23 protein-coding genes and 1 pseudogene are annotated in these 25,681 nt (G+C 37.1%); 13 read left to right on the plus strand and 11 right to left on the minus strand.

All coding sequences use genetic code 11. From position 1 onward, the window contains the following. Positions 1-75 precede the first annotated feature (75 nt). A complete protein-coding gene (gene alaP, locus J7E67_RS12415) occupies positions 76-1,476 on the plus strand; it encodes an alanine permease AlaP (RefSeq protein WP_214713266.1) in 1,401 nt (466 codons plus the stop codon). A 207-nt stretch (positions 1,477-1,683) separates the two neighbouring features. After that, complete coding sequence (locus J7E67_RS12420; protein ID WP_374102956.1) at positions 1,684-2,463, plus strand: 5'-nucleotidase, lipoprotein e(P4) family; 780 nt, start codon at positions 1,684-1,686, stop codon at positions 2,461-2,463. A gap of 78 nt (positions 2,464-2,541) precedes the next feature. On the opposite strand, the gene J7E67_RS12425 is transcribed toward J7E67_RS12420, so the two are convergent. Both J7E67_RS12425 and J7E67_RS12430 read right to left on the minus strand, forming a co-directional pair. After that, positions 2,542-2,907, minus strand: coding sequence for a cytochrome-c oxidase (locus tag J7E67_RS12425; protein WP_088085957.1), 366 nt, complete (start codon positions 2,905-2,907; stop codon positions 2,542-2,544). 152 nt (positions 2,908-3,059) lie between these two features. Further along, positions 3,060-4,316: a DUF445 domain-containing protein gene (locus J7E67_RS12430; RefSeq protein ID WP_214713264.1), complete on the minus strand. Its 1,257-nt coding sequence runs from the start codon at positions 4,314-4,316 to the stop codon at positions 3,060-3,062. A 264-nt stretch (positions 4,317-4,580) separates the two neighbouring features. Between J7E67_RS12430 and J7E67_RS12435 the strand changes: the two are divergent. Both J7E67_RS12435 and J7E67_RS12440 read left to right on the plus strand, forming a co-directional pair. After that, a pseudogene (locus J7E67_RS12435) lies at positions 4,581-4,805 on the plus strand (CGCGG family putative rSAM-modified RiPP protein); the annotation flags it as partial. A 104-nt stretch (positions 4,806-4,909) separates the two neighbouring features. After that, entirely contained in the window at positions 4,910-5,206 is a 297-nt protein-coding gene (locus J7E67_RS12440) for a hypothetical protein (RefSeq protein WP_214713263.1), read from the plus strand. A gap of 54 nt (positions 5,207-5,260) precedes the next feature. Here J7E67_RS12440 and J7E67_RS12445 read toward each other — a convergent pair whose 3' ends face one another. The 4 genes from J7E67_RS12445 to J7E67_RS12460 form a co-directional block, all read right to left on the minus strand. Continuing rightward, positions 5,261-6,613, minus strand: a complete 1,353-nt coding sequence (locus tag J7E67_RS12445) for a hemolysin family protein (protein WP_214713262.1) — start codon at positions 6,611-6,613, stop codon at positions 5,261-5,263. Between the two features lie 292 nt (positions 6,614-6,905). Next, positions 6,906-8,234 carry a hemolysin family protein gene (locus J7E67_RS12450; protein ID WP_214713261.1) on the minus strand — a complete coding sequence of 443 codons (1,329 nt, stop codon included), beginning with the start codon at positions 8,232-8,234 and terminating at the stop codon, positions 6,906-6,908. Positions 8,235-8,373: 139 nt separating this feature from the next. Next, positions 8,374-8,928 carry a GNAT family N-acetyltransferase gene (locus J7E67_RS12455; RefSeq protein ID WP_214713260.1) on the minus strand — a complete coding sequence of 185 codons (555 nt, stop codon included), beginning with the start codon at positions 8,926-8,928 and terminating at the stop codon, positions 8,374-8,376. Positions 8,929-9,061: 133 nt separating this feature from the next. Further along, a complete protein-coding gene (locus J7E67_RS12460) occupies positions 9,062-10,201 on the minus strand; it encodes a histidine kinase N-terminal domain-containing protein (protein ID WP_214713259.1) in 1,140 nt (379 codons plus the stop codon). Positions 10,202-10,499: 298 nt separating this feature from the next. On the opposite strand from J7E67_RS12460, the gene J7E67_RS12465 reads away from it, so the two are divergent. The 7 genes from J7E67_RS12465 (at position 10,500) to J7E67_RS12495 (ending at position 19,875) form a co-directional block, all read left to right on the plus strand. After that, entirely contained in the window at positions 10,500-10,724 is a 225-nt protein-coding gene (locus J7E67_RS12465; protein WP_214713258.1) for a FeoA family protein, read from the plus strand. After that, the gene (feoB, locus tag J7E67_RS12470; protein ID WP_214732027.1) at positions 10,724-12,727 is read left to right on the plus strand and encodes a ferrous iron transport protein B; all 2,004 of its coding nucleotides are present in this window, start codon (positions 10,724-10,726) and stop codon (positions 12,725-12,727) included. The genes J7E67_RS12465 and feoB overlap by 1 nt, the downstream gene beginning before the upstream one ends. 21 nt (positions 12,728-12,748) lie before the next feature. Further along, entirely contained in the window at positions 12,749-12,904 is a 156-nt protein-coding gene (locus tag J7E67_RS12475; RefSeq protein ID WP_214713256.1) for a FeoB-associated Cys-rich membrane protein, read from the plus strand. A gap of 110 nt (positions 12,905-13,014) precedes the next feature. Continuing rightward, complete coding sequence (locus J7E67_RS12480; RefSeq protein ID WP_088085971.1) at positions 13,015-13,470, plus strand: helix-turn-helix transcriptional regulator; 456 nt, start codon at positions 13,015-13,017, stop codon at positions 13,468-13,470. 153 nt (positions 13,471-13,623) lie between these two features. Next, positions 13,624-15,672 carry a transglycosylase domain-containing protein gene (locus J7E67_RS12485; protein ID WP_214713255.1) on the plus strand — a complete coding sequence of 683 codons (2,049 nt, stop codon included), beginning with the start codon at positions 13,624-13,626 and terminating at the stop codon, positions 15,670-15,672. Positions 15,673-16,105: 433 nt separating this feature from the next. Continuing rightward, complete coding sequence (locus J7E67_RS12490) at positions 16,106-17,863, plus strand: ABC transporter ATP-binding protein (RefSeq protein ID WP_214713254.1); 1,758 nt, start codon at positions 16,106-16,108, stop codon at positions 17,861-17,863. Further along, positions 17,860-19,875, plus strand: coding sequence for an ABC transporter ATP-binding protein (locus J7E67_RS12495; protein ID WP_214732029.1), 2,016 nt, complete (start codon positions 17,860-17,862; stop codon positions 19,873-19,875). The genes J7E67_RS12490 and J7E67_RS12495 overlap by 4 nt, the downstream gene beginning before the upstream one ends. 74 nt (positions 19,876-19,949) lie before the next feature. Here J7E67_RS12495 and J7E67_RS12500 read toward each other — a convergent pair whose 3' ends face one another. Continuing rightward, positions 19,950-20,570 (minus strand): NAD(P)-dependent oxidoreductase, encoded by a 621-nt coding sequence (locus J7E67_RS12500; protein ID WP_214713252.1) that lies wholly within the window; start codon positions 20,568-20,570, stop codon positions 19,950-19,952. A gap of 316 nt (positions 20,571-20,886) precedes the next feature. Here J7E67_RS12500 and fumC point away from each other — a divergent pair, with 316 nt between their 5' ends. Further along, positions 20,887-22,269, plus strand: coding sequence for a class II fumarate hydratase (gene fumC / locus J7E67_RS12505; RefSeq protein ID WP_214713251.1), 1,383 nt, complete (start codon positions 20,887-20,889; stop codon positions 22,267-22,269). A gap of 76 nt (positions 22,270-22,345) precedes the next feature. On the opposite strand, the gene J7E67_RS12510 is transcribed toward fumC, so the two are convergent. After that, positions 22,346-22,549: an alpha/beta-type small acid-soluble spore protein gene (locus J7E67_RS12510; RefSeq protein ID WP_026566044.1), complete on the minus strand. Its 204-nt coding sequence runs from the start codon at positions 22,547-22,549 to the stop codon at positions 22,346-22,348. Positions 22,550-22,905: 356 nt separating this feature from the next. On the opposite strand from J7E67_RS12510, the gene J7E67_RS31275 reads away from it, so the two are divergent. Continuing rightward, the gene (locus tag J7E67_RS31275) at positions 22,906-23,148 is read left to right on the plus strand and encodes a hypothetical protein (protein WP_251026727.1); all 243 of its coding nucleotides are present in this window, start codon (positions 22,906-22,908) and stop codon (positions 23,146-23,148) included. 34 nt (positions 23,149-23,182) lie between these two features. On the opposite strand, the gene J7E67_RS12515 is transcribed toward J7E67_RS31275, so the two are convergent. The 3 genes from J7E67_RS12515 to J7E67_RS12525 form a co-directional block, all read right to left on the minus strand. Then, entirely contained in the window at positions 23,183-24,283 is a 1,101-nt protein-coding gene (locus J7E67_RS12515) for an ABC transporter ATP-binding protein (RefSeq protein ID WP_214713250.1), read from the minus strand. A 105-nt stretch (positions 24,284-24,388) separates the two neighbouring features. Then, complete coding sequence (locus J7E67_RS12520) at positions 24,389-25,300, minus strand: PucR family transcriptional regulator (protein WP_214713249.1); 912 nt, start codon at positions 25,298-25,300, stop codon at positions 24,389-24,391. Positions 25,301-25,430: 130 nt separating this feature from the next. Beyond that, positions 25,431-25,622, minus strand: a complete 192-nt coding sequence (locus tag J7E67_RS12525; RefSeq protein ID WP_214713369.1) for a hypothetical protein — start codon at positions 25,620-25,622, stop codon at positions 25,431-25,433. Between the last annotated feature and the right edge of the window lie 59 nt (positions 25,623-25,681).

The raw sequence follows: 25,681 nt of genomic DNA on the forward strand, positions 1-25,681 counted from the left end.
CTATATTAATAAAGAGAAAAAATTATTTCATTAGGATGAGAGAATTTTGAAGTTTATTCATAAAGGGGGATTTATATGAGTAAAAACACTCATGGGAAAGAGCTGCATCGTGGTTTAGAAGAAAGGCATATCACCTTGATGTCTTTAGGGGCAGCCATCGGGGTGGGACTATTTCTTGGTTCTGCGACAGCCATTAAAATGGCGGGACCAGGTATTTTGTTTGGATATGCGGTTGCTGGATTAATTATGTTTTTTATTATGCGTGCACTGGGAGAAATGGCGATTCAAAAACCGGTTGCAGGTTCTTTTAGTAAATATGCACGTGATTATTTAGGACCACTTGCTGGATACATAACAGGTTGGAATTACTGGTTTTTATGGGTCGTTACCTGTATGGCAGAGATTACAGCTGTAGGAATTTACATGGAGTATTGGTATCCGGATGTTCCACGGTGGATCTGGGCACTCACCGCACTGGTGGTTATGGCGACTGTCAATTTCCTTGCGGTAAAAGCGTATGGTGAATTAGAATTTTGGTTTGCGCTAATTAAAATTGTTACGATTATTGCGATGATTGCCATCGGTATTGGAATGATTTTCTTTGGTATTGGCAACGGTGGTATTGCTACTGGAATTAAGAATTTATGGGATCATGGCGGGTTATTCCCTAATGGGATTAAAGGTGTTTTATTATCATTACAAATGGTTATGTTTGCTTATCTAGGGATAGAAATGATTGGGGTTACAGCAGGTGAGGTTAAAAACCCTGAAAAATCCCTTGCAAGAGCAATAGATTCTGTATTCTGGCGTATTCTTATTTTTTACGTGGGTGCTTTATTTGTCATTATGTCTATCTATCCATGGGAGGATATTGGTACAAAAGGAAGCCCATTTGTATTAACCTTTGAACAAATTGGAATACCAGGAGCAGCAGGTATTATTAACTTTGTCGTATTAACAGCAGCACTTTCGTCCTGTAACAGTGGGATTTTTAGTACGGCACGGATGTTATTTAACCTTGCTCAGCATGGTGAGGCACCACAAAATTTTGCGAAAGTAACAAAAAGTGGGGTTCCAGGGATTGCAGTAGTAGCTTCTGCCGGTGCGCTATTGATTGGCGTCGTCTTAAATTATATTGTTCCTGCAAAAGTTTTTACATGGGTTACTAGTATTGCGACCTTTGGTGCGATCTGGACGTGGGGAGTCATTCTTTTATCGCAAATTCGCTATCGTAAGACCTTAAAGCCGACTGAGACGAAAGCTTTAAAATATAAGATGCCACTTTTCCCATTTACTTCATATATTTCATTAGCCTTCTTAGCTTTTGTCATTGGGTTAATGGTTTATAATCCGGATACAAGGATTGCATTAGTAATTGGACCGTTATTCCTAGTATTCTTGGTTGCTGTTTATTATGCAAAAGGATTTCATAAACGAGATTCCATCAAAAATAATGTTGAAGAACGAGTTAGTTAATAAACTATGTGAAATAGGATTAGGAAGAAGCAGTGGGGCAACCCACTGCTTATTTGTTGGAATTATTCATGTGCAGTATTACGTTCTACCGCTTCAATGTGCTGTTTTGCCCGATAGATGGATGGGGATTTTTGCGATTCCACATACTAACATTGTCAATTAAAGGAGGTAATGGTTTTGTTGGTGAGGAGAATAACTGTCCTGATAATGGCCATTGTTTTAACACTTTCATTTTATAAAGTTGTTGCAAATGCAGAAACAACGGCAAACTTGTCTGAACAAAATACGATGTCGGTACTTTGGTTTCAAAGCGCCGGGGAAGCAAAAGGGTTATATTATCAAGGCTATAACATTGGAAGGATGAGATTGGACGAAATCATGAATAAAGAAAGGGGAAAAAATAACCTAAAGCCAGCAATTGTCCTTGATATCGATGAGACCATTTTAAATAACAGCCCACACCAAGCTAGGTATGTAATTGCCGGAAGAAAAATTCCTTTTAATTGGAATGAATGGTTCAATCGATCTAAAGCAAAACCACTTCCAGGTGCAATTGAGTTTTTGCATTATGCAAATTCTTTAGGTGTAGAGATTTATTACATTTCCAACCGTTATGAATCACAAAAAGCTGCAGCTATTAAAAATTTACAGAGTGTAGGTGCACCCCAAGCTGATTCAGACCATGTATTATTACTGCAGCCTGGTGAAATTGGGAAAGAAACGCGCCGCAGGCTAGTAGGGAGAACACATGAAATACTTCTATTATTTGGCGATAACCTTGGAGATTTCAGTGGTTTTGATGTGTTATCAGTTTCAGAAAGAAATCAAGCAGTGGACAGATATAGAGAGGAATTCGGTAAAAAGCTGATTCTGTTTCCAAACCCAATGTATGGTGATTGGGAATGCGCCATTTATAATTATGATTACAAAAAATCTGATGAAGAAAAAGCCAAACTAAGAAAGAAATTCTTGGAAACATACCGGTAGAATAAAAAAGACGCCAGAGAAGGCGTCTTTTGTCTGGACGAAATAAAAATAAATAATATCATAGACAACTTGAGCAACTCAATTCCTTACATTTTTAAGGATATTGATTGCAAAGACAATGATACCTAATACCATTAAGGTTCCACCTGTAGCTACTGCAGGCGCGGCACTTTCCGTTCCGGTTACTAAAAAAGCGAGTCCAATCATCATAATGGGAAGAGAAATATTATGAAGCCAAAAGTGAACCTTTGCGAGTGTTGTTTCCGCAGCACCTGGAAAACCAACATAGATGAGACCAGCGACAGCCATAGTCAGCCAACCTAATAAATTAATATGGGCATGAACCGGTGTGAAGTCGAAACTTTCCGTCATTGACATATACATACCCATGCAAACCCCAATGACAAAATACACAACAGAAATTTTAATCAACCTAATTGCCATTTTCCCGCCTCCTCTTTTAAACCTAAAAGATATGACTACAGTACTAATTATGTTGAAATACTCTGAAAAATAACTTTGATTTCAAGAGGACAAAGCAAGAATTTCATGGACGAAAATAAGCCACCAATAAATGGTAGCTTTTTTGCAAAGCATTAAAAAAGTGCTTTAATACCTACTAAAACAATCCCTATTAAAAATCCACATACTGCACCATTGACACGGATCCATTGAAGGTCTTTTCCAACGTTAGTTTCAACCATATCGATAAGTGTTTTATCATCTAGTTTTTCTAAATTTTCTTTAACAAGCATTCCTATTTTTGAATGATTTTTATCAATAAAACTAAAAATATGATTTTTAATCCAAGCTTCAATAACGTTCACTTTTTCTGGATTTAATTCGATACCTTCTAAACCCTTTTTAATTAAAGGGAGGAGATAATCATCATAAAAGGCAGGTTTTTCGACAAAGTCATAAGCTTTTTGCTGGATCTGACTTAATAAATCAGTAATTTGTTCTTGCAACTCCCATTTATCTACTAACTGGGATTTAAAGTTATTAAGTTCTTCATAAATCTTTTCATCACTTTTTATGGATTGCAGCTTTTTATTCATATGAATCATTAAGGTATGTCTATTTTGATTTAAGGGGTCACTATAGCTGGCTACACCTTTTAGAATAAGACTTTGGATAATGTTCCCTAGCTTTTCTTCATTAACAAGGTTGCTAAATGACTTTAAGGCAAATTGCATAAAACCATCTGCCTTAATATTTTCCACCGCATCTACAGCCAACCCACCAAGTTTGTATTTTGTACTTTCTTTCCTGGCCCATTCATCAATTTCTTTTAGGATATAATCTAGTACTTTTTCATCATATTTTCTAATACTAATCTGATCGATAAGCAAGGGGAGATAATTCTTGCTATCCAAATCGTTGATTCGTAATTTTAGTTCTTTTTCTAGAAGCGGAGCAAATTTTTTTATATCAAATATTTTTATCAAATGTTTAGAAATCATTAGGAAAGACTTTTGAACGGCTTGTGATGGTAATTCATTATAGATGATCTCAAATAGTTTTTTAGTAAAATTGATGGTGTCTATTTTTTTTCGAATACTCTCTTTTGTTAGCCAATCATTTTCTAACATTGATATGATTCCAGCAATAATTCTGTTACGATTTTTGGGAAGAAGAGCAGTATGTGGAATAGGAATTCCTAGTGGATGACGGAATAATGCGGTTACCGCAAACCAGTCAGCCAGTCCCCCTACCAGACCGGCTTCAAATCCCCCTTGTAGGATGCTCCCCCAGATTGAATTCTGTATCGGAATAGTGGCTAAAAAGCCGATTCCCATCACAGCAAGAAAAATTGTCGCTAAATGCCGTGTTTTATTCTTACGATTTAACATCATGAAACCCCTCGTTTTTTGAGTATATTATTGTCTAATGCTATTATCTCAATTTTACAGAAAAAAAAGCAAAAAAAATTACTTATTATTGACTTATTTGTTAAAGCACCGAATAGAAAAAAATTTTAAAAAAACTTTTTGTAACCCTTTTATACTTTTCTCGTCTAAATTTATGTTGTAAAAGGAAGATGCCAAGCCTGAGGAATTACCAACTGCTGAAGATAAGGCAAAAGCGAGTGAAGCTGCTGCGGCTGTTTAGAGCATGGTGAATACAAATTTAATATTGATCTGATCATTAAAGATGCATTGCAGGCAGTGAAAGAAACGAAAAAGGGGCACTTTGTAAATCTAGTGACAGCTGAAACGTTTGGAAATCCTGTTGATTATATACAGCCTCTACTAGAGGAGTTGTATCCTGATCAAGTAAAGATTAAATTCATTGATCAGTGTGGATGCGGTGGATATGTATTAAGGGTTTGGAAAAGTTAATTTTTTAAGTCCATTTATTCTACCGTACAAGTGTTGCTGATATTGTAACATATATATAGTGAAAATAATGTTACGATTAAGGCAAGAAAAAAGGGGGTTTTACAATGGTGAAGGAGTTCGATAAATTAACAGAAAATGATAATGACATTAAAAGCTTAATTCAAACATTCAATGAAACACTAGATAATATTGAAAAACGACTATCAAGGCTTGAAAAGATGGATAGCATTGAACACCGTGTAGAAGTAAACCAGATTGACCTTTCCGATATTAAGGAATCACTTCAGCGGATTGAAGAATCAAACAATAGCGATATACAGCATATTAATCGACGTCTTGATTCGCATTTAGTTAAAATCGCAAAAGTTGAAGAGGATATAATAATTATTAAAACAAAATAATTATTTTTCATAAGAAAAAACCAGACCGGAAAACGATCTGGTTTAGGAAGTTTTTTAAGATAGTACTTCTGAATTGGATATTGATACTTGTGGGCTAACTGCTTCACCATTATTGGCATTTTTCGTGACCTCAATATATTTAATATGGTGCTCTTCCATATCGAGAATTTTAAAGGAATAGGTATCATGAAGTAGGATGTCTCCTTCTTTTGCTTCGTAATTTTCGGTTAGAATCCAACCGCCAATCGTATCGACATCTTCATCGTCAATCTCCACTCCCAATAAATCATTGACCTCACTAACTAATACTTTAGAATCGATAATATAATGGTTTTCCTTAATTTTGCGAATCTCTGGAATTTCATCCATATCGAATTCGTCACGAATTTCCCCAACAATTTCTTCTAAGATATCCTCAACAGTTACAAGCCCTGATGTACCGCCATATTCGTCCATTAAAATCGCCATATGGACACGGTCTTTTTGCATTTTTACTAATAAGTCATGGATAGGAATCGTTTCTATTACTCTAATTATTGGTCGTGTATAGTTTTCTAGAGTCCGTTCTGCTAGTTTTTCATTACCAATTAAATCAGTCATAACTTCTTTTATATTAATAAGCCCAATTATATGATCCTTATCACCATCAATGATGGGATACCGTGTGAATTTTTCTTCACGTAAAACCTGAAGAAAAGTCTCTAATGTATCATCCTTAGATAAGGAAACGATTTCCGTTCTAGGGACCATAACTTCTTTGGCAATACGGTTATCAAATTCAAAAATTTTATTTACATACTTAAACTCTGATTGGTTAATTTCACCACTTTTGTAGCTTTCAGATAGAATAATTCGAAGCTCTTCCTCTGTATGGGCGATTTCGTTTTCAGAAACAGGCTTAAGCCCAAAAAAACGTGTTGTAATTCGTGCAGAACCATTAAGCAGCCAAATTACAGGATACATCACCTTATAAAAAAGGATGAGCGGACGTGACATCATCAGGGTAATCCATTCTGCTTTCTGGATCGCCAATGTTTTAGGTGCAAGTTCACCAATTACTACATGTAAAAATGTAATCGCTGCAAATGCAAAGCCCACAGATAATATTTGGTTAATACTTTCGGGAATATGCAGGCCTTTAAAAATAGGGTGCAGGATCTTTTCAAATGTCGCTTCTCCAAGCCAACCTAATCCAAGGGCAGTAATGGTAATTCCTAACTGACAGGCAGAAAGGTATTCATCTAGGTTCGAAATCACTCGTTTAGCAGTCACAGCACTCGAATTTCCGTCTTCGATTAACTGATCAATTCTTGAGCTTCTTACTCTGATAATAGCAAATTCTGAAGCTACAAAAAAAGCAGTTAAAGCAATTAAAATGGCTATAATAACCAAGTTAAATATGTCCAAATAAGTTCCCTTATCCCGTTTTTAGACAGGTAAGGAGTCACCTCCCAGTTTAATAAAAAAAATTAACTCGTATCAAAATAAACTCATATCTAGTTTTCTGCTAATCTCGTCTAATGGTCATTATACCACCTCGACAATTTTGTAAATTAACAATAATTATAAAGAATTTGAACCGTACAGTCAAACGTTCTGGTTAGTATATTGGTTGATAACTATATTTTATGGGAAAACATAGTGAATATGAACAGTAAAGACGAAATATTACAAAAATTATCTAAAATAATACTGGCTCCTATTCAGGAGCCACTTCCACTTTTTTTTGTTCTGTTTTTGCTTTATATACTTCAATATATAAGATATGGTGACCTTCTATCTCATTAATTTGGAATACAAATCCGTCGTTTTCGATGGAATCACCTTTATGTACATCAAACTTTTGTGTTAAAAACCAACCCCCAATCGTGTCTACATCTTGCTCATCAAGTGATGTGCCCAGTAGATCGTTTACTTCGCTTATTAATACTTTTCCATCCAAAATAAAATGACCATCTGCTTTTTTCTGAACCAGTGGGAGTTCATCCAAGTCAAATTCATCCCGTATTTCCCCAACAATTTCTTCAAGAATATCTTCGACCGTGACAATTCCTGCTGTCCCTCCATATTCATCAGATAAAACGGCCATGTGTGAACGGTTTTTTTGCAGTTTGACTAGTAGTTCCTGAATGGGAATTGTTTCAATGACATGAATGACTGGCTTAAGATAAGGGATAAGCGGTCTTTCGCCGGTACATTTTTGAAGAATACAATCGGTTAAGACCTCTTTAATATTAACAACACCTAAAATATTATCTTTGTCACCATCAATAAGGGGATATCTAGTGTATTTTTCTTCCTTAACTATTTCAATAATTTCTTCCATTGAGGCATCCCTGGATAGAGTTACAAGCTCAGTTCTCGGAACCATAATTTCTTTTGCAATCCGGTTATCAAATTCAAAAATTCGGTTCATATAACGGTATTCAGATTGATTTATTTCCCCACTCTCATAGCTTTGAGAAAGGATTAAACGCAGTTCTTCTTCCGAAAGGACGATATCATGCTCAGAAGCTGGTTGTATTCCGAAAAGTCCAGTAACAAATCTGGCGGAACGATTAAGAATCCAAATAAAGGGATACATCAGCTTATAAAATAGGATTAACGGTCGCGCAAAAAACAAGAGGATTTCTTCTGCTTTTTGAATCGCTATTGTTTTTGGTGATAATTCTCCAATTACAACATGGAAATAGGTTATAGCAATAAAAGCAATGATAAACGAGATAATGTGTTTTAAAGATAAAGGTAATTGAATCCATTCAAAAACGGGATCTAGCAGCTTTCGAATAGTGGGCTCACCCAGCCATCCTAATATTAGGGAGATGATTGTAATTCCAACCTGAGTAGCTGATAAATATCCATCCAAATTAGAAATGACTTTCTTTGCTGCTTCCGCTTTGGGGTTTCCTTCTGACAGTAATTGATCAATTCTTGTTGTTCGAACCTTTACCATCGCAAATTCAGAAGCGACAAAAAGTGCGGTAAAGGCTATTAGGATAACAATTAAAATTACATTCATCCAAATCATTTATCACCTTACAAATGGTAAGGTATGCCACCTCACTTACGTTGTACTGTATACATTATTTCAAAAAAAAATTCTATTAGCAAATCGCCCAATAAAAAATACTGCCAATAGGCAGTATGTAGCGATGTAATTAGATTTTTTAATAGGGAATTCTTTTATTCCAGTCGCGGGCAAGCATACCATAAACAAAGAGGTCATGAAATTTTCCATACAATTGTTCACCGTCTCTAATGATCCCTTCCTTTACAAAACCGAATCTCTCAGGAATCGCACGGCTTTTTTTGTTTTTTATACCACAGCGAATTTCAACACGGTTTAAGCCTAATGTGAAAAAGGCATAGTTTATAAGGGATTGAACTGAACGAGTCATGATGCCATGACCTTCTGCATTTTTGGAAAGATAATAGCCGATACTTGTCATACGGTTATGCCAATCAATTTGATGTAATCCAATTGAGCCAACTAGTTCACCTTTATAGAGTATCCCTACGTTTAATCCGCTATTTTCTGAGAACTGGGACAGCCATACGGGAATAATCGACTCAAATTGATAAGGGGAGTTCATGCTATCCACCCAGGGCATCCATTCACGTAAATGTTCACGATTCTCCTCAACTAGCTGATACAGTCTTAAGGCGTGATGCTGCTGAAACAACTGGAGCTCAATTTCATTATCAACCTTTAATGTAAACATTGGCCTAATCTCCTGATAAAAATTTTAATTCATCATATGCAACAGGAGTCTATAACGGAAGATATATTGAAGAGAAATAAAAAAATCCCTGCTTTAATGAAAGTGGGATTGGATAATAGGACTATGAATGACCTTATTCATTGCCACTAGGGATGGCTGTGACTGGTAAGCTAATAGAAAATGTAGTTTTATCAGGGGTGGAATCACAATCTAAATTCCCTTTATGTTTTTCAATAATTTCTTTACATACAAACAAACCAAGACCTGTACCTAGTTTTTTGGTCGTGAAAAATGGTTCGAAAATGGATTTTCTAAGTTCTGCTGGGATCACGGGTCCATTATTGGAAATATTGATTTTGATGGACTGATTTTCGAGACTGCTATTGATCTCAATTGTTGGAGTGGGATTCTCATCATGATTTAATACATCAATCGCATTAAATATGATATTAATTAATACCTGCCTAATTTCATCCGCATACCCATTAAGAGTAATATCTTCACTTAATTCTTTTCTTATTTTTACTTTTCCATCGAGAATGCTTGGATATAGAAAGTTTAATACTTCATCAATTAATTTATTTAAATTAAAGTCATCCTTTTCTTTTCCAATTAACTCCTTTTTTGATAAAAGTAAGAATTGCGAAATACGAAAATTAAGTTGATCCAATTCACTTGAAATGATATCTAAATATTTCATATCCGGATAATCAGCTTTCAGCAATTGGATAAATCCTTGAACAGATGTTAGTGGGTTCCTAAACTCATGAATAAAGCTAGATGTCATCTGGCCGAGTAGTGTTAATCGGTCCTGATGGGTAGAATCGATGTGCATTGTTTTTTCTTCGATGATTTTGTTTTTTGCTTCAGAGTAATTTGAAACAGCATAGTATAAAAATTTATCAAAGCAAAAATTTATCCTGTTTAACGCTTCTTGCATATCTGTCCATGGGATCCCAGTGTTACTTAAATAGCTGTATAAAACTGTTCTCCCAAGATTTACATTATAAACAAAATCTCCAAGGTTGATTTCAGCCAATACTCTTTCTTCCGAAACTTCTATGGCTAGCTTTTCGATAATGTTTAAAAGCTCTTGCTTAGTCATTTTATGCATATTAAGCAAAGCTTCGAGTAAGGCTGCTCCGTTTTCATGAATCTTCAATTTAAAAGGGTCTGCTTTAGTGGTAACAATAGCATTTTCCCATTCTTGAATCAATTTCTGTTTATTTTGATTAAAATAGTCAATTAAATCCGTTTGGTTTTCCGTGAACATGCCGTTTTCCCCCTATGCTATTGACAAAACTGCTTACAGTGTAAATTCGATGATTAAAGCAAAAATCCTTCTTTATTTTATCATAAAAAGTGTTACTTCCCATTTTAATCATAATACTAGAATCATATGGGACAATAAGAATAAAATCTAGCATCACTCAGTTTATTTTTTCCTTGTAAAAGCCACAAAAGATTTCGAACTTTTGACAAATTTATTATGCTTAGTACCTACGAATAAGTGTTAAAATGACGATATAGAAAGATAATCATTCTCAATTAACATAGATAGGGTGATATAAATGTTCGGATTGTTAAAAGCAGGGGGTAAAGGGAAAATCGTTAATCTTTCTCAAGTTGGTCTCCTAGTGCAAAGACGTTTACTTGACTTAGGGATCACAGAAGGCTCAGAAGTGTGTGTGAAGTGTGTAATGCCATTTGGCGGGCCAGTTATGATTGAATCATGTGGTCAATGTGTCGGTATCCGCCGTACGGAAGCAGTTCAGATTGAAGTGGAGAAAATATAATGGAAATCGCTCTTATTGGAAATCCCAATACTGGGAAAACTTCATTGTTTAATAATCTAACAGGATCCTATGAGTATGTTGGTAACTGGAGCGGCGTAACCGTTGAAAAGAAAGTTGGCATTTTTAAAAATAATATTGGCCATTTAATTGATTTACCAGGTGTGTATACACTTAATCCGTTGTCAAAGGATGAAGGAGTGGTTACATCCTTCTTTTTGAATGAATCCGTTGATCGCCTGCTAAATATATTAGATGCTTCACAATTAGAACGTAATTTACATTTGACCTTGCAATTGCTAGAGTTTGAAAAGCCTGCCCTTATTGGACTTAATATGATTGACGTGGCGAATAAGCGCGGAATTCAAATAGATGCAGGAAAGCTTTCGGAGTTTCTCGGGGTACCAGTTGTTCCGGTGGTGGCAAGAAGCGGTAAAGGCTGTGACAAGCTAGTAGATGTCATCTCAACAAAATCAATCCAGCCTGTCAAAAAGAACCTCGTTTACTACGGAAAAGAGGTCGAAGAAGCGATTGTGACATTGACCGGTATGTTAAATGGAAAAACCGGACTTTCTGCACGCTTTCTAGCGATCCAATATTTTGAAGGAAATGAATATGTCAGAGACTATTTAAATAGCATTGTAGATGTAACTAAACTAACTTCTATTACGGCAAATCTTGAATCAATATTACAGAAACAATATGATGTAAAATCTTTAGCCAACTATATTTATCAAAAAAGAAAAGAAGTAATCGAGAAGATTTTCGCGGAAGTTGCTAGGAAAAGTAATTCAGATATTCCTCTTTCTGAAAAAATTGACAGTATTGTTACGAATCGCTTTTTAGGAATGCCAATTTTCTTGTTGCTCATGTATTTTATGTTTATGTTGACTTTTGATTGGCTCGGAACCCCATTATCTGATCTTTTGGATGGATTTTTAACCGGACCGATTACGGCAGGATTTGAGAAGGGATTAACTGCTATCCATGCTTCCGATTTTATTCATGCGTTAATTATTGAAGGCTTAGTTGCAGGGGTAGGCGGGGTTCTCGTCTTTGTACCGCAAATTTTTATCCTCTTCTTTTTTATATCTTTATTAGAAGATTCAGGGTACATGGCTCGAGTCGCATTAGTAATGGACCGGATTATGGAATCAGTTGGCTTAAATGGGAAGGCATTTATCCCAATGATGATTGGTTTTGGCTGCAATGTACCAGGAATAATGGCAGCAAGAACAATTGAAACACCAAGGGAGAGGCTGTTAACCATTTTACTAACCCCGTTAATGTCTTGCTCGGCACGATTACCGGTATATGCATTATTCGTTGGAGCGTTTTTTGCAGGAAATAAGGCATTGGTTGTCCTTAGCCTGTATGTACTTGGCATCATTGTTGCGTTAACCTTGGCAAAAGTCTTTTCTTCTACTGTACTTAAATCAGAAACTTCATTATTTGTTATTGAACTGCCACCCTACCGACTGCCCCAATTTCAATCACTTTGGAGAAGTACATGGGATAAAGGGAAAGGATTTGTAAGAAAGGCTGGAACATTTATTTTTGCTGGTTCTGTCTTTATCTGGCTGCTATCATATGCGGGTCCCAATGGTTTAAAGGTTGACATGGATGATAGTTATTTAGCGGCAATTGGGAATGTTATTGCGCCAATTTTTGATCCGATTGGTTTTGGAACATGGCAGGCATCCGCATCGTTAATTACTGGATTCTTGGCAAAAGAAGCAATTATTTCTACCATGAATATCATCTATTTTGTTCCGAACGATGCAAGTCTGCAAGGGTTATTGGCAGATTATTATACACCGCTTGCAGCTTATAGTTTTATGGTTTTTATATTGTTATATATTCCATGCTTAGCGACGGTTGCAACAATCTATAAAGAAACGAATTCAAAGAAATGGACAGCTTTTTCAATGATCTATGCATTTGCTATTGCGTATGTCCTCTCTTTGATTATCTATCAAGGTGGCAAACTGTTTGGACTTGTGTAATTCTTAAAAGAGGTGGAGCAAATGATTGCCAATATTTTGATAGGGGCAGCTATTTTTGGATACGCGAGCTGGGCCTTAGTCAGGTTTATTAATAAATCGAAAAAGGGAAAATGCGGCGCATGTGATTTGAAAGATTCATGTTCTAGCAAGTGCGGCATTCCTCCTAAAATACAATAATTATTAAAAGACTGCTATCCATGAGGTAGCAGTTTTTTAATGATAATATTTGAATGATACGACAATCTAGTGTAAAATTACACTAGTTGCAATTGAAGGAAGGGCTGAACGTGACCAGGGATGAAATTATGATGCAGGTTTCTGAAAAACTTCGTCTCATACGAACCGAAGCAGGTTATACTCAGGATAAAATGGCAGAAATCATTGGTGTCTCAAAGAAAACACTTGTTCAAATTGAGAAAGGCAGAGTTCTTGCCAACTGGTCTACCGCTGTTTCGATTTGCGCTCTTTTTCGTGAAACGGAAACAGTCCAATTCTTATTTGGAAATGAACCGCTCGAAGTGTTAGAAACGGTTGCCCGCGAAGGAATAGATATTCGTAAATCAAAAACGTTTGGCGGCAGGATCTGGTGGAGAGTATTATCAAAGAAAAACGGTTATATTCTTCAACAAAATATTCTAAGTAAACATTTTCGCATCTTAGATGAAAGAAATTACCGCATCTTTAGCAGTATTGATGAAAAGCTTTCAAGACAACGCTTTAAAGAATTGACAAAAAATGAATAATAGACATTGAAAAGATGGGAATTCTGTCCATCTTTTTTCTTTTTTGTGGAATACTAATCGGTGGAGTTATCATTCATAGAAAACCATCATAAAATCAACTCCATAATCAAAAAGTATACCTGTTATAGATTACAGTTAAAGGATGTTTTTCATTTGGTATTTAAAGATAAAGTAAGTGCCATTTTTACAAATTGGAAAAAGTGGCACTTACTACAAATATTAGTGCTATCAGTATTGGTACTCGTCTTAAGTTTTTTCGGTCTTCTTTATTATTTTTCCAAGGATGCAGATATTTCTGGACTTAAAAACGAGCTGCCCCAAGCAACCGTGTTTTATGATGTAAACGAGGATGTAGCGAGTAAAGTGTCGGCCAATAAAAATGAAGGCGTCTCAATCAAGCAGGTCCCTGATTCAATGAAAAATGCCATCATTGCCATTGAGGATCATCGGTTTTATCAACATAAGGGTGTCGATCTAATTGGAACCTCTAGGGCACTCATCCGTGACTTAAAAGCAGGGGGAATGGTCGAAGGCGGCAGTACCATTACTCAACAATTGACAAAGAATACTCTACTTACATCACAAAAAACTTTAAACAGGAAGATGGAGGAAGTTTTTTTAGCACTGCAGATTGAACGGGAGTATTCGAAACCCGAAATCCTCCAAATGTATTTAAATCAAATCTACTTTGGAAATGGTGCATGGGGAATAAAAACTGCCGCCAGCAAATATTTTGCCAAAGAAGTGAAAGACCTATCAATCAGTGAATCTGCCTTACTTGCAGGGTTAATTAAAGCGCCATCTGCCTTAAATCCGTACGAACATATGGAGAAAGCGACTGAAAGGCGAAATCTAGTATTAACTCAAATGCGAAAACAAGGGTATATTTCGAGTCAGCAATATGGGAAGGCGAAGCATGAAAAAGTGGTTTTGAACGATAGGGGAGGGGACCCGTTCCGAGGTAAATTCCCATACTATGTTGATCAGGTATTAGATGAAGCAATAAACCAATATGGATTATCACAGGATGAATTACTAACAGGCGGCTTTCAAATTTATACAGAGCTGGAACCAACGATGCAAACTGCCATGGAAAAGACGTTTCAAAATGAGGCGTTATTTCCAGAAGGAAAAGATCGCCTTATACAGAGTGGCGGAGTATTAGTTGATCCAAAGACAGGGGGGATCAGGGCCATTGTTGGCGGTCGAGGGAAACACACCTTTAGGGGCTATAATCGTGCTTCACAATTAGAAGCACAGCCAGGTTCCTCCTTTAAGCCATTAGCTGTTTATACACCTGCACTGGAAAATGGCTGGGGAATTTCCGATATGTTAAAAGACGAACCGATGACTTTTGGCGATTATCAACCGAGTAATTACGATCATCAATATGCTGGAGAAGTGCCGATGTATGAAGCCGTTAAAGAATCAAAAAATGTTTCAGCTGTATGGTTATTAAATGAGCTGGGAATCGAAGAAGGATTAGATTCTATCAAACGGTTTGGAATTTCATTGGACAAAAATGACCGCAATCTATCCCTTGCCTTGGGAGGCTTGCATAAAGGAGTCTCTCCCCTGAACATGGCGGAAGCCTTTGCTGTTTTTCCGAATCATGGTGTAAGAGTGAAGACCCATGCAATCAAGAAAATTGTGGATGCAGACGGGAATGTAATCGCCGAGTGGAAAACCAAAAAGGAGCGAGTCACTACAAAAGCTGTTACCGATAATATGACAACAATGCTCCTTGGTGTAGTTGAACAAGGAACAGGAAGTGCTGCACAAATACCCGGCCGAGAAACGGCAGGGAAAACAGGTTCAACTCAGGTTCCAATCAAGGGAATCAATGGTGTAAAGGACCAATGGTTTGTCGGTTATACACCACAGCTGGTTGGAGCCATCTGGGTTGGCTATGATAAAACAGATGCTAATCATTATGTAACTCCAATAAGTAATAAAGGTTCGGCGGTTGTTTTTCGTGAAGTGATGACGGAGGCACTAAAGAATGCACCATCGGAAAGCTTTAATGTCCCACATATTGCTTCATTGATAGAGAAGAAAAGGCAGGAAGAAGAGGCGAAGAGACGAGGTAATTTTCAAGAGAACTTTAATAATGAGGTTCAGAAATGGGAAGAGAAGTGGAATAAACAAAAGGAAAAGTGGAAGAAGAAATGGATGAATAAAGGGAATGGTAAGGGTCACTAATATTTTTATCGTAATAGACAATAGATAAAACAATTCTGAAAAATGGGAATTGACTTTTAAATAAACTGGTGATAATCTAACAAAAGAAGAAAAAAAAGGAAAGGGAGGGTTACAAAAATGATTAAATTCAATCAAGCTTTTTTACCAATTGAATATTTGAATGTAACCTGTCCTGAAGAATTTTCCTGTTAATTTTAGACGCGAAAATTAATAAATGACAAAAACACAGGTTGCGTTTTTTTTGATACGTAATTTGTGTTTTTTAGTCCCTTTTTTTAAAAGGAGGCATACTGCACTACTGCGGTATGTCTTTTTTTATAGATAAAAGTGCTTAAGGGAGGTAAATTTGATGGGAAATTTAGAATTAGTCAGGATTGGAAATACAACGGAGGCGCTAGAAGGCGGATAGTAAAACATAAGGGGGCAGTCAGTTATGTTTGCGGTATTAAAAAAATTAAGTTGGTTTTTTAGAGAAAATTGGCAGCGATATGTGACAGCAATAACGCTATTAATTTTAGTCGGTATATTGGATGTGATGCCGCCAAAATTAATTGGAATGGCGATTGATGATATTCATGTCGGTATTATAAGTAAACAGAAAATTCTTAGGTACCTCGGTATCCTTTTATTAATCATGGTGTCATCCTATGCGGTCACCTATGTATGGATGTATCGTTTATTTGGGGGGGCCTTCCTCGTTGAAAGGAAACTCAGGTCTCGATTTGTCAAGCACTTATTAAAAATGACCCCGGGATTTTATGAAAAAAATCGAACAGGGGACTTAATGGCACGTGCTACAAATGATTTAAAAGCCATCTCCATTACAGCAGGTTTTGGGATCCTAACTCTAGTGGATTCTAGCGTCTGGATGTTAACCTTGCTGTTGACAATGGGACTTTTCATTAGTTGGAAGTTAACATTAGCTGCCATTATCCCGCTGCCATTAATGGCCATTTTAATGAAAATTTATGGGAAAAGGATTCATACTCGCTTTATGGAAGCGCAGGACGCTTTCGGTGAACTGAATGACAGGGTGCTTGAATCTGTCGCAGGAGTTAGGGTCATCCGTGCTTATGTTCAAGAAGTGGCCGATAGTAATCGGTTTCATCAACTCACGGAGGATGTTTATCATAAGAATATTAGGGTTGCAAAAATTGATGCCCTATTTGATCCCACGATAAAGGTGCTTGTAGGAATAAGCTATTTAATTGGTCTCGGGTATGGTGCTTATTTGGTTTTCCATCAAACGATTACATTAGGCAATCTGGTTTCCTTTAATGTGTATTTAGGGATGCTGATATGGCCAATGTTTGCTATTGGTGAGTTAATCAATGTGATGCAAAGAGGGAATGCTTCACTAGACCGTGTGAATGAGACACTTAATTATAAGGTAGAAGTCGGCAATCCACTCGAACCTGTTGCAATCGCTACAGCGGATCGTATTGATTATCAAATGGTAACCTTCAGGTATCCATCTTCTAAAAATGACAATCTAAAAAATGTGGATGTTAAACTTCTTCAGGGGCAGACATTAGGAATTGTAGGTAAAACGGGCTCAGGAAAGACCACCTTTATTAAGCAGTTATTAAGGCAATATCCACTTGGAACCGGTGAGGTATCCATTTCTGGGGTATCATTAGAGGAACAAACATTGAATCAAGTCCGCAACTGGATTGGTTATGTGCCCCAAGATCATGTCCTGTTTTCTCGAAGTGTGAAAGACAATATTCTTTTTGGCAGGACAGATGCCAGCGACGAAGAGTTAGAAACAGCCATAGATTTAGCGGCGTTCCGTAAGGATCTTGAAATGCTTCCAGAAGGATTAGCTACGCTCGTAGGTGAAAAGGGTGTGGCCTTATCAGGAGGACAAAAACAACGTATCTCGATTGCCCGCGCGCTTATCAAAAATCCAGTTATCCTAATTCTCGATGATTCCTTATCAGCCGTTGATGCGAAAACAGAAAAACAAATTATTGATAATATCCGCCTAGTAAGAACAGATAAAACAACCATTATTACCACTCACCGAATGTCTGCTATCGAGCACGCAGACCATATTATCGTCCTTGATGAAGGCAAAATTGTTGAAGAGGGGACACATGAGCAGCTCATTGAACAAGATGGGTGGTATAAGGAACAATTTATCCGCCAACAGATTGCAGGTAATGTAGAGGAAGGGGTATCAGCATGACAACAGGGAAGCGATTAACTAGGTACGCTTTTGCTTATAAAAAAATAATCATAGCAGCATTGCTCATGCTGACCATTTCTGTCGGAACCGACCTTGCAGGACCGTTTATTGCTAAAAATATTATTGATCAGCATATATTAGGGATTGAATCTGTTTGGTATGAAACGACAAGTGGCAATCGGGCAGTGAATTATGACGGTAAATTTTACACAAGAGAAAAGTATTTATCTAAATCAGAACAAAAGGGAAAACAAATTCAAATTTTGCAAGTCGGTTCCAAGTTCGTTTTCATTGACCAAAAACTTGAATTTGATGGAAAGAGAAGCTTAATAGAAGGGACTTTGGTGATTAAAAAGGGTGTGCAAAAAGCGGAATATAAGGCGAAAACCCTAAAGGGGTCTGAAATATTGTCCTTTTACCAGCCAGAGATTCCAGCTATCTTTCAACTATTGGCTATCTATTTTGGACTCTTGGTTGTATCAGCCGTTTTTCAATACGGAGAACGTTTTTTATTACAAAAATCAGCCAACCGTATCATCCAAAAAATGCGTGAAGATGTCTATGGTCAGATACAACGGCTGCCGATTCATTATTTTGATAATTTGCCTGCAGGTAAAGTGGTAGCAAGAATCACAAATGATACAGAAGCAATCCGGGAGTTATATGTTACTGTTCTTGCTACCTTTTTTACTAGTGCCATATATATTACCGGTATATATGTTGCCTTGTTTATTTTGAATGGAAAGCTTGCAGCGATTTGTTTGTTATTATTGCCGATTCTATATGCATGGATGCTAATATACCGGAAGTTTGCTTCTAAATATAACCGTGTCATCCGGTCCAGGAATAGCGATATAAATGCAACCATCAATGAATCCATCCAAGGGATGAGTATTATTCAGGCGTTCAGTCGCGAAAAAGAAACAAAAGCAGATTTTGAAAAACTAAACCATGAGCATTTTGCGTACCAGAATAAGCTATTAAGTTTAAATGCATTAACCTCTCATAATCTGGTTGGGATATTAAGAAATCTCATTTTTGTGGCATTTATTTGGTATTTCGGGGGCCAGGCACTGAATACTTCTACTATCCTATCACTTGGGATGCTATATGCCTTTGTTGATTACATCAACCGCCTTTTCCAACCTGTTCAGGGGATTGTCAATCAATTGGCTAATTTAGAGCAGGCACTTGTGGCTGGTGAACGAGTATTCAAGTTGATGGATGAGCCAGGGGAAAATGTTAGTGGTGAGCGGATTGCTCGTTTTAAAGGGAATGTAAGATTTGATCATGTTTCGTTTGGATATAAAGAAGGAGAATTCGTGCTAAAGAATATTGATTTTGAAGCGAAGCAAGGTGAAACAGTTGCCCTCGTTGGTCATACAGGTTCTGGAAAAAGTTCGATCATGAATTTACTTTTCCGCTTTTATGATTGTCAAAAGGGGAAAATTACGATTGATGGAAGGGATATTGAATCCATCCCACGTCAAACGATCCGAAACCATATGGGCATCGTTTTACAGGATCCCTATCTATTTACAGGAACGATTGCTTCCAATGTAAGTCTTAATGATCCTTCGATTACAAAAGAAAAAATCGAGAAAGCATTAAAGGATGTTGGAGCAGAAAAGGTATTCAAAAATTTAGAAAATGGGTATGATGAACCTGTTCTTGAGAAAGGAAGCACCCTTTCGAGCGGGCAGCGGCAGTTAATCTCCTTTGCCCGCGCGCTTAGCTTTAATCCTGCGATTCTAATTCTTGACGAAGCCACTTCTAGTATTGATACAGAGACGGAAGCAGTGATACAAGAGGCTATGGATGTCCTGAAGAAAGGGAGAACAACCTTTATCATTGCCCACAGGTTATCAACGATTCGAAATGCCGATCAAATAATTGTATTGGATCGAGGGACGATCGTTGAAAAGGGATCACATGATGAATTGATGGGGAATAAGGGGAAATATTATCAGATGTACCAACTTCAGCAGGGCAGCACAGATCTGGCAGGATAGGAAAAACAATATTAGAGAGATAGGTCGTTAAGAAGTAGTGAACCCCTTAACGAAATGTATTAAGGGGTCTTTTTTCAATAAGTAAGTCCTACACGTGAGCCAATAAATTGATTGTTAAATAGCTGTTGAAAGGCGAAATCAGCCGTATCATAAATCGAGATGGAAGAAGGATGATCAGGTAGAAAGTCTTTTTCGTACCTGTAATCCCCTTTTCTTTCACCTACAGGCAAGTAGGTAGGACATACAACCGTCCAATCAAGTCCAGAATCTTTTAGCATTAAATAGGCTTTTAAATGTTCCTCCGCATCACGAGTGCTTTTCCGTTTCGACTCAGACGATTGAAAACGATATAAATGGGGGGCAGAACGAGCCTGCAGAATTCCTGCTGTACCAATTGTAATAATTCGTTTTATTTCCTGCTCTTTCATATGTTTAATGATTAATGGCATCGATTCAGACAGTGTGGTGGTGCCATTTGTATTTAATGCACTAATGACCACATCTGAACCAGTTAAGCTATTAGCAATATCTGTCTCATTTAGTACATTACCTCTCTTAATCTCAAGACCTGCACCATTACTATTTAGCTTTTTCATATCTCTCACTAGTGCAGTTATAGAATGTTGCTGGGACATAGCATTTTGTAAAATGATCGAGCCTACTCTGCCCGTTGCACCAAAAAGGCAAATGTTCACAAAAAGTTCACCTCTTATTCAATAATGTGTAATCATCATCACTTGTCAAACCCGCCGCTTGTGATATTTTAAAAATGTTTAAGTATTTAAATAATATCGGGGTGGGATGTATATGTCAGAGTATTCAGTAGTACTATTGATCGGTAGTTTTTTAATCCTTTCTTATTATATCGGATATACAATCATTAAACATTAAATTATTAACTGCAGACAAGTGTCTGCAGTTTTTTTATAGTAAATTGCTATTACTTTAATAATATGGATAGGAATGGGTATATATATTGAAGTATACGAATTTGTGAGGTGTGGATGACACGTGGAGAATTATCGAATCGAAAAAGATACGCTTGGTGAGGTTCGTGTGCCAGTAGATAAATATTGGGGTGCGCAAACACAACGAAGTAAGGAAAATTTTAAAATTGGCACCGAAAAGATGCCATTGGAATTAATTTATGGTCTGGTTTTTATTAAAAAAGCTGCCGCAATCGTCAATTTTCAATTAGGAAAACTCAGCGAAAGGAAAATGAAAGCAATCATAAAAGTATGTGATTCTATTCATAACGGAGAGATAGATGAACATTTCCCATTGGTAGTTTGGCAAACAGGCAGTGGTACTCAATCCAATATGAACGTCAATGAAGTCATTGCCAATCGGGCGAATGAATATTTAAAAGAGCAAGAAGCCAATCTTGAAAAAGTCCATCCGAATGATGATGTCAATATGTCGCAAAGCTCCAATGACACCTTTCCAACAGCAATGCATATTGCTGCCTATACAAAAATAGTTGAGGATCTCCTTCCTGCTATTTCAGAATTAAAAAACACGCTGCTTGTAAAAGAGAAGGATTTTTCAAAAATAATCAAAATAGGGAGAACTCATTTGCAGGATGCAACACCACTAACGCTGGGACAAGAGATCAGCGGATGGCGGGTAATGCTTGAAAAATGTGAAAGGATGATAACAGAGGCAAGCCAGTATCTGCTTGATTTGGCGATAGGAGGGACAGCGGTTGGTACAGGAATCAATGCTCCCTCACAGTTTGGAGACAAGGCTGCCGAGCAGATTTCCATGCTCACAGGTTATCCATTCCGTTCCTCTGGAAATAAATTTCACGCATTAACAAGTCACGATGAAATTGTTCATGTTCATGGGGCGCTAAAAGCTTTGGCAGCTGATTTAATGAAAATGGCTAATGATGTCCGTTGGCTTGCTAGTGGGCCGCGCAGTGGAATCGGTGAACTTAGCATACCCGCAAATGAGCCAGGGAGCTCAATTATGCCGGGGAAGGTTAATCCTACTCAGAGTGAAGCGTTGACGATGATTGCGTGCCAGGTTTTTGGGAATGACGCCGCCATCGGTTTTGCTGCAAGCCAAGGGAATTTTGAGTTAAATGTGTTTAAACCAGTTATAATTAATAATTTTATCCAATCAATCAGGCTCCTTTCGGATGGAATTATTTCTTTTAATAAAAATTGTGCCTTAGGTCTTCAAGCCAATGAAGAGATGATCAAAGAGCATGTAAACCGATCTTTGATGTTGGTTACAGCGTTAAATCCTCATATTGGCTATGAAAAGGCAGCAGAAATTGCCAAGCTTGCTTATAAAGATAATTGCTCATTAAGGGAAGCGGCTATAAAAATAGGTTATGTTACAGAAGACCAGTTTTCAAAATGGGTCATGCCTGAAAATATGATTTAAACAAAATGAAAGCCCCCTCCAAAAGGAGGGGGCTTAGCCATAATATTTATTTGTATTTACTGGGTTTTTCTAAAAATTAGCGTTGGAATCCGCCAAGTTGAGACTCAGCCATTGCTACAAGACGCTTTGTAATTTCTCCTCCAACAGATCCGTTGGCACGTGAAGTAGTGTCAGCACCAAGATTTACACCAAATTCTGAAGCAATTTCATACTTCATTTGACTAAGAGCTTGCTCGACGCCTGGTACTAGAAGTTGATTAGAGTTGTTGTTACTTGCCATAGTTGAATAACACTCCTCTTAATAAGTTTGGGGTCAGTATGGAGTTGAACCATAATGGAGATTAAACCATTGCCGCCTTGGCCTAACCCATGTTATCAATGTTACTTTTGATAAGCTTCTACAAATTGGAGATTCATTCATTGTCTTTTGTTTGGTTGGATGAGTCGGACTTGCACCGGCTATTACCCTTTTTGGTTTCATCCATCGTTGTAAGTAGGTGTTGCTTGCTTTGTAATACTTATTATGATTAAAACGGAAAGACTTATTCAAGAATCTAATTGGTAATTGATTCCACCACATATGGCTTGCAAGTTAACACAAACTAAGATTATCAATTAAACAAAAGGGTGATTTGTATGTCAGTATGCCCAGTATGTAATGGTTTTCGGGAAGCTTACTTATTATGTCCAAGTTGCGGTGAGCCTATGATGGAGAATGGACGTCTTATGGATTTCTATGATGATTATAGTCCATACATGGAAATAGATCTAATGAAGATGGAGGATGGGTATCCTGATACAAATTCAGGTCAAAAGTGTCCCCATTTGTATCGATGTCCTTCCTGTAATAAAGAAGAAGTATTTTTTATAAAAGAATAAGCCCCGTTTCGTGAACGGGGCTTATCGGTTCTTATTATGGGCGGATTCGTGATTCTGTTTCAACATCAAAGAAATGTGCTTTGTTCATATCAATTGCTAGTTCTAAAGTATCGCCAGGATGAATATCTCCACGGGAGTCAACGCGGGCTACGAAATCTTGGCCGCCAATACTTGAATAGATCATTAATTCTGCGCCAGTTAACTCTGCAACATCAACGTTAGCATTAATTTTTGTACCTGCAGACGCATCAATGAAAACTGGCTCATCATGAATATCTTCAGGGCGAGTTCCAAGAATGATTGATTTTCCAACATAGCCTTGTTCACGAAGATATTTCATTTTTCCTTCTGGAACGGCTAAAGATGTTTTTCCAATCACAAATTTTCCATCTTCTAGTTTTCCGTTAAAGAAGTTCATTGCTGGAGAGCCGATAAAGCCACCGACAAAGACATTCTCAGGCTTTTCATACACTTCTTTAGGTGAACCAACTTGTTGAATGACACCATCCTTCATAACAACTAGTCGAGTAGCCATTGTCATTGCTTCAGTTTGATCGTGCGTAACATAGATAGTAGTTGTATCTAAGCGGCGGTGAAGTTTTGCAATTTCAGCACGCATTTGAACACGAAGCTTTGCGTCTAGATTTGATAAAGGTTCATCCATTAAGAATACCTTTGCATCACGGACAATGGCACGTCCTAATGCTACACGCTGACGCTGTCCACCAGATAGAGCTTTAGGTTTACGGGTTAAGTAAGCCTCTAAACCAAGAATTTTTGCAGCATCTTGTACACGACGATCAATTTCATCTTTAGGGAACTTGCGCAGTTTTAAACCGAATGCCATGTTATCATATACCGTCATGTGTGGATAAAGAGCGTAGTTTTGGAAAACCATGGCGATATCACGATCTTTCGGTGCTACGTCGTTCACTCTTTTACCATCAATGTAAAAATCACCTTTTGAAATATCTTCAAGACCAGCAATCATTCGAAGTGTAGTAGATTTTCCGCACCCAGATGGTCCAACAAATACGATAAATTCTTTATCCTCAATATGTAAATTGAAGTCTTGAACTGCGGTTACTTTATTATCATAAATTTTATAAATGTGATCTAATTTTAACTCTGCCATTAGTAAATCCTCCCTTTATCTTGTTAACAATATTGTACAATTAGAGAGCAAAAATCAGTATGGACAGAGTGCACAAAGATTGAAAGCGCTTTTTTGGGCAGGTTGTTACTTTGCTAGACTCTGCTCAAATAGTAAACACGCTAAAAACACTGTAAAGGCACCGTAAAAATCCTTTAATTGGATTCCAGATTTATCGATGAATTTATCGATCCGGTATTGAAGTGTATTTCTATGAATATACAATTTTTTTGCCGTTAAGCTGGCATTTAAATTATTCTCAAGAAAGACTTTTATTGTTGAATACATCTCTGTGTCTTCAGTAAAGACCCCAAAGATTACTTGATTGACCATTTGTTTTAAATCAGCCGGCAAGTGAAAAGCTAAATAGGCTGGGAAAACACGCTCAAATGTAAAGATATTCAAGTGGGTCACAAGATTCGCAATCCCAAAAGAGAAGTATTCTTTCTCCTGAAGATATTTTGCGCGGAGTTGATTGGAAAAAGGATGGAACTTTCCGATAAAAAAAGAAATTTTTACATAAAAATCGCTTTCTACTGTTTCAGTCATTGAAATCAAATCTTCTTCTCTCAGAGCAATTGCGCTGCCTGCTTCAATGACAATACCTCGATTGCTGTTTTCCCAGATGACTATGACTTCTTCAGAAAAAAAACCTTTTAAGGCAGACTCAATTTCGCTTTGGTTCGTATCATCGCTGTTAAATTGAAACTGAATGAAACGAAGATACGTCTCAGGTTTACTAGTAGGGAGAGGACCATCCAATAATAAATAGGTATCCCATCCCTTCGCAGCGGAGTTGCTCGCAGGATTTTTATATTCAACTAATTGGTAAATTGTTTTAAGGAGGGTTAATTCCTTTTCAGTTACCACAGCTTTAGGAATGGCGATCCATTCGTTTTCAATCTCATTATAGAAGATATAAAATTGTTCAGAGGGATTTACTGGCTTAACTGGAAACAAAATGGAATTCTCATAAATAGACAACAATTTTTTTAACATGGTTGATTTCCCCGTTTTTTAATATTTACTTGATTCATTTATTATACCAGTAGTTGATAAAAGCAAGAAAATAATAAAGGCTAGCCTTTGTTAATGCGGGCTAGCCTATCATATATGGTGGTAATATCGATTAATCGCATTCATAGGGTGGTTGTTCTTCAAGGAACTCATGAGCTTCTTCGATATTAGTTGTATCATGGCGGGAATGAACGGCACCACCAGACATGCCTTCGTTAATCATACGGTCCACATCCATGAACACCTTATCTCTGCCTTCATAAGCAGAACCTAAATCCGTTACCTTGTCTTTTCCTTTATCCATAACCATCATCCCTTTCCGTAAACTATTTCTAGTTTGTGGAAAAGGTGAGTTTTCATACA

The organism is Bacillus sp. ISL-46 (assembly GCF_018613205.1).

Bases quoted from the DNA above. Each gene is read 5' to 3' on its own strand.
- J7E67_RS12515 (WP_214713250.1), bottom strand. From the start codon at position 24,283: ATGGCAGAGTTAAAATTAGATCACATTTATAAAATTTATGATAATAAA.
- feoB (WP_214732027.1), top strand. From the start codon at position 10,724: ATGGAAATCGCTCTTATTGGAAATCCCAATACTGGGAAAACTTCATTG.
- J7E67_RS12520 (WP_214713249.1), bottom strand. From the start codon at position 25,300: ATGTTAAAAAAATTGTTGTCTATTTATGAGAATTCCATTTTGTTTCCA.
- J7E67_RS12425 (WP_088085957.1), bottom strand. From the start codon at position 2,907: ATGGCAATTAGGTTGATTAAAATTTCTGTTGTGTATTTTGTCATTGGG.
- J7E67_RS12455 (WP_214713260.1), bottom strand. From the start codon at position 8,928: ATGTTTACATTAAAGGTTGATAATGAAATTGAGCTCCAGTTGTTTCAG.
- J7E67_RS31275 (WP_251026727.1), top strand. From the start codon at position 22,906: ATGTCAGTATGCCCAGTATGTAATGGTTTTCGGGAAGCTTACTTATTA.
- J7E67_RS12510 (WP_026566044.1), bottom strand. From the start codon at position 22,549: ATGGCAAGTAACAACAACTCTAATCAACTTCTAGTACCAGGCGTCGAG.
- alaP (WP_214713266.1), top strand. From the start codon at position 76: ATGAGTAAAAACACTCATGGGAAAGAGCTGCATCGTGGTTTAGAAGAA.
- J7E67_RS12495 (WP_214732029.1), top strand. From the start codon at position 17,860: ATGACAACAGGGAAGCGATTAACTAGGTACGCTTTTGCTTATAAAAAA.
- J7E67_RS12490 (WP_214713254.1), top strand. From the start codon at position 16,106: ATGTTTGCGGTATTAAAAAAATTAAGTTGGTTTTTTAGAGAAAATTGG.
- J7E67_RS12465 (WP_214713258.1), top strand. From the start codon at position 10,500: ATGTTCGGATTGTTAAAAGCAGGGGGTAAAGGGAAAATCGTTAATCTT.
- J7E67_RS12525 (WP_214713369.1), bottom strand. From the start codon at position 25,622: ATGGATAAAGGAAAAGACAAGGTAACGGATTTAGGTTCTGCTTATGAA.
- J7E67_RS12450 (WP_214713261.1), bottom strand. From the start codon at position 8,234: ATGATTTGGATGAATGTAATTTTAATTGTTATCCTAATAGCCTTTACC.
- J7E67_RS12440 (WP_214713263.1), top strand. From the start codon at position 4,910: ATGGTGAAGGAGTTCGATAAATTAACAGAAAATGATAATGACATTAAA.
- J7E67_RS12420 (WP_374102956.1), top strand. From the start codon at position 1,684: ATGGCCATTGTTTTAACACTTTCATTTTATAAAGTTGTTGCAAATGCA.
- J7E67_RS12430 (WP_214713264.1), bottom strand. From the start codon at position 4,316: ATGTTAAATCGTAAGAATAAAACACGGCATTTAGCGACAATTTTTCTT.
- J7E67_RS12475 (WP_214713256.1), top strand. From the start codon at position 12,749: ATGATTGCCAATATTTTGATAGGGGCAGCTATTTTTGGATACGCGAGC.
- J7E67_RS12460 (WP_214713259.1), bottom strand. From the start codon at position 10,201: ATGTTCACGGAAAACCAAACGGATTTAATTGACTATTTTAATCAAAAT.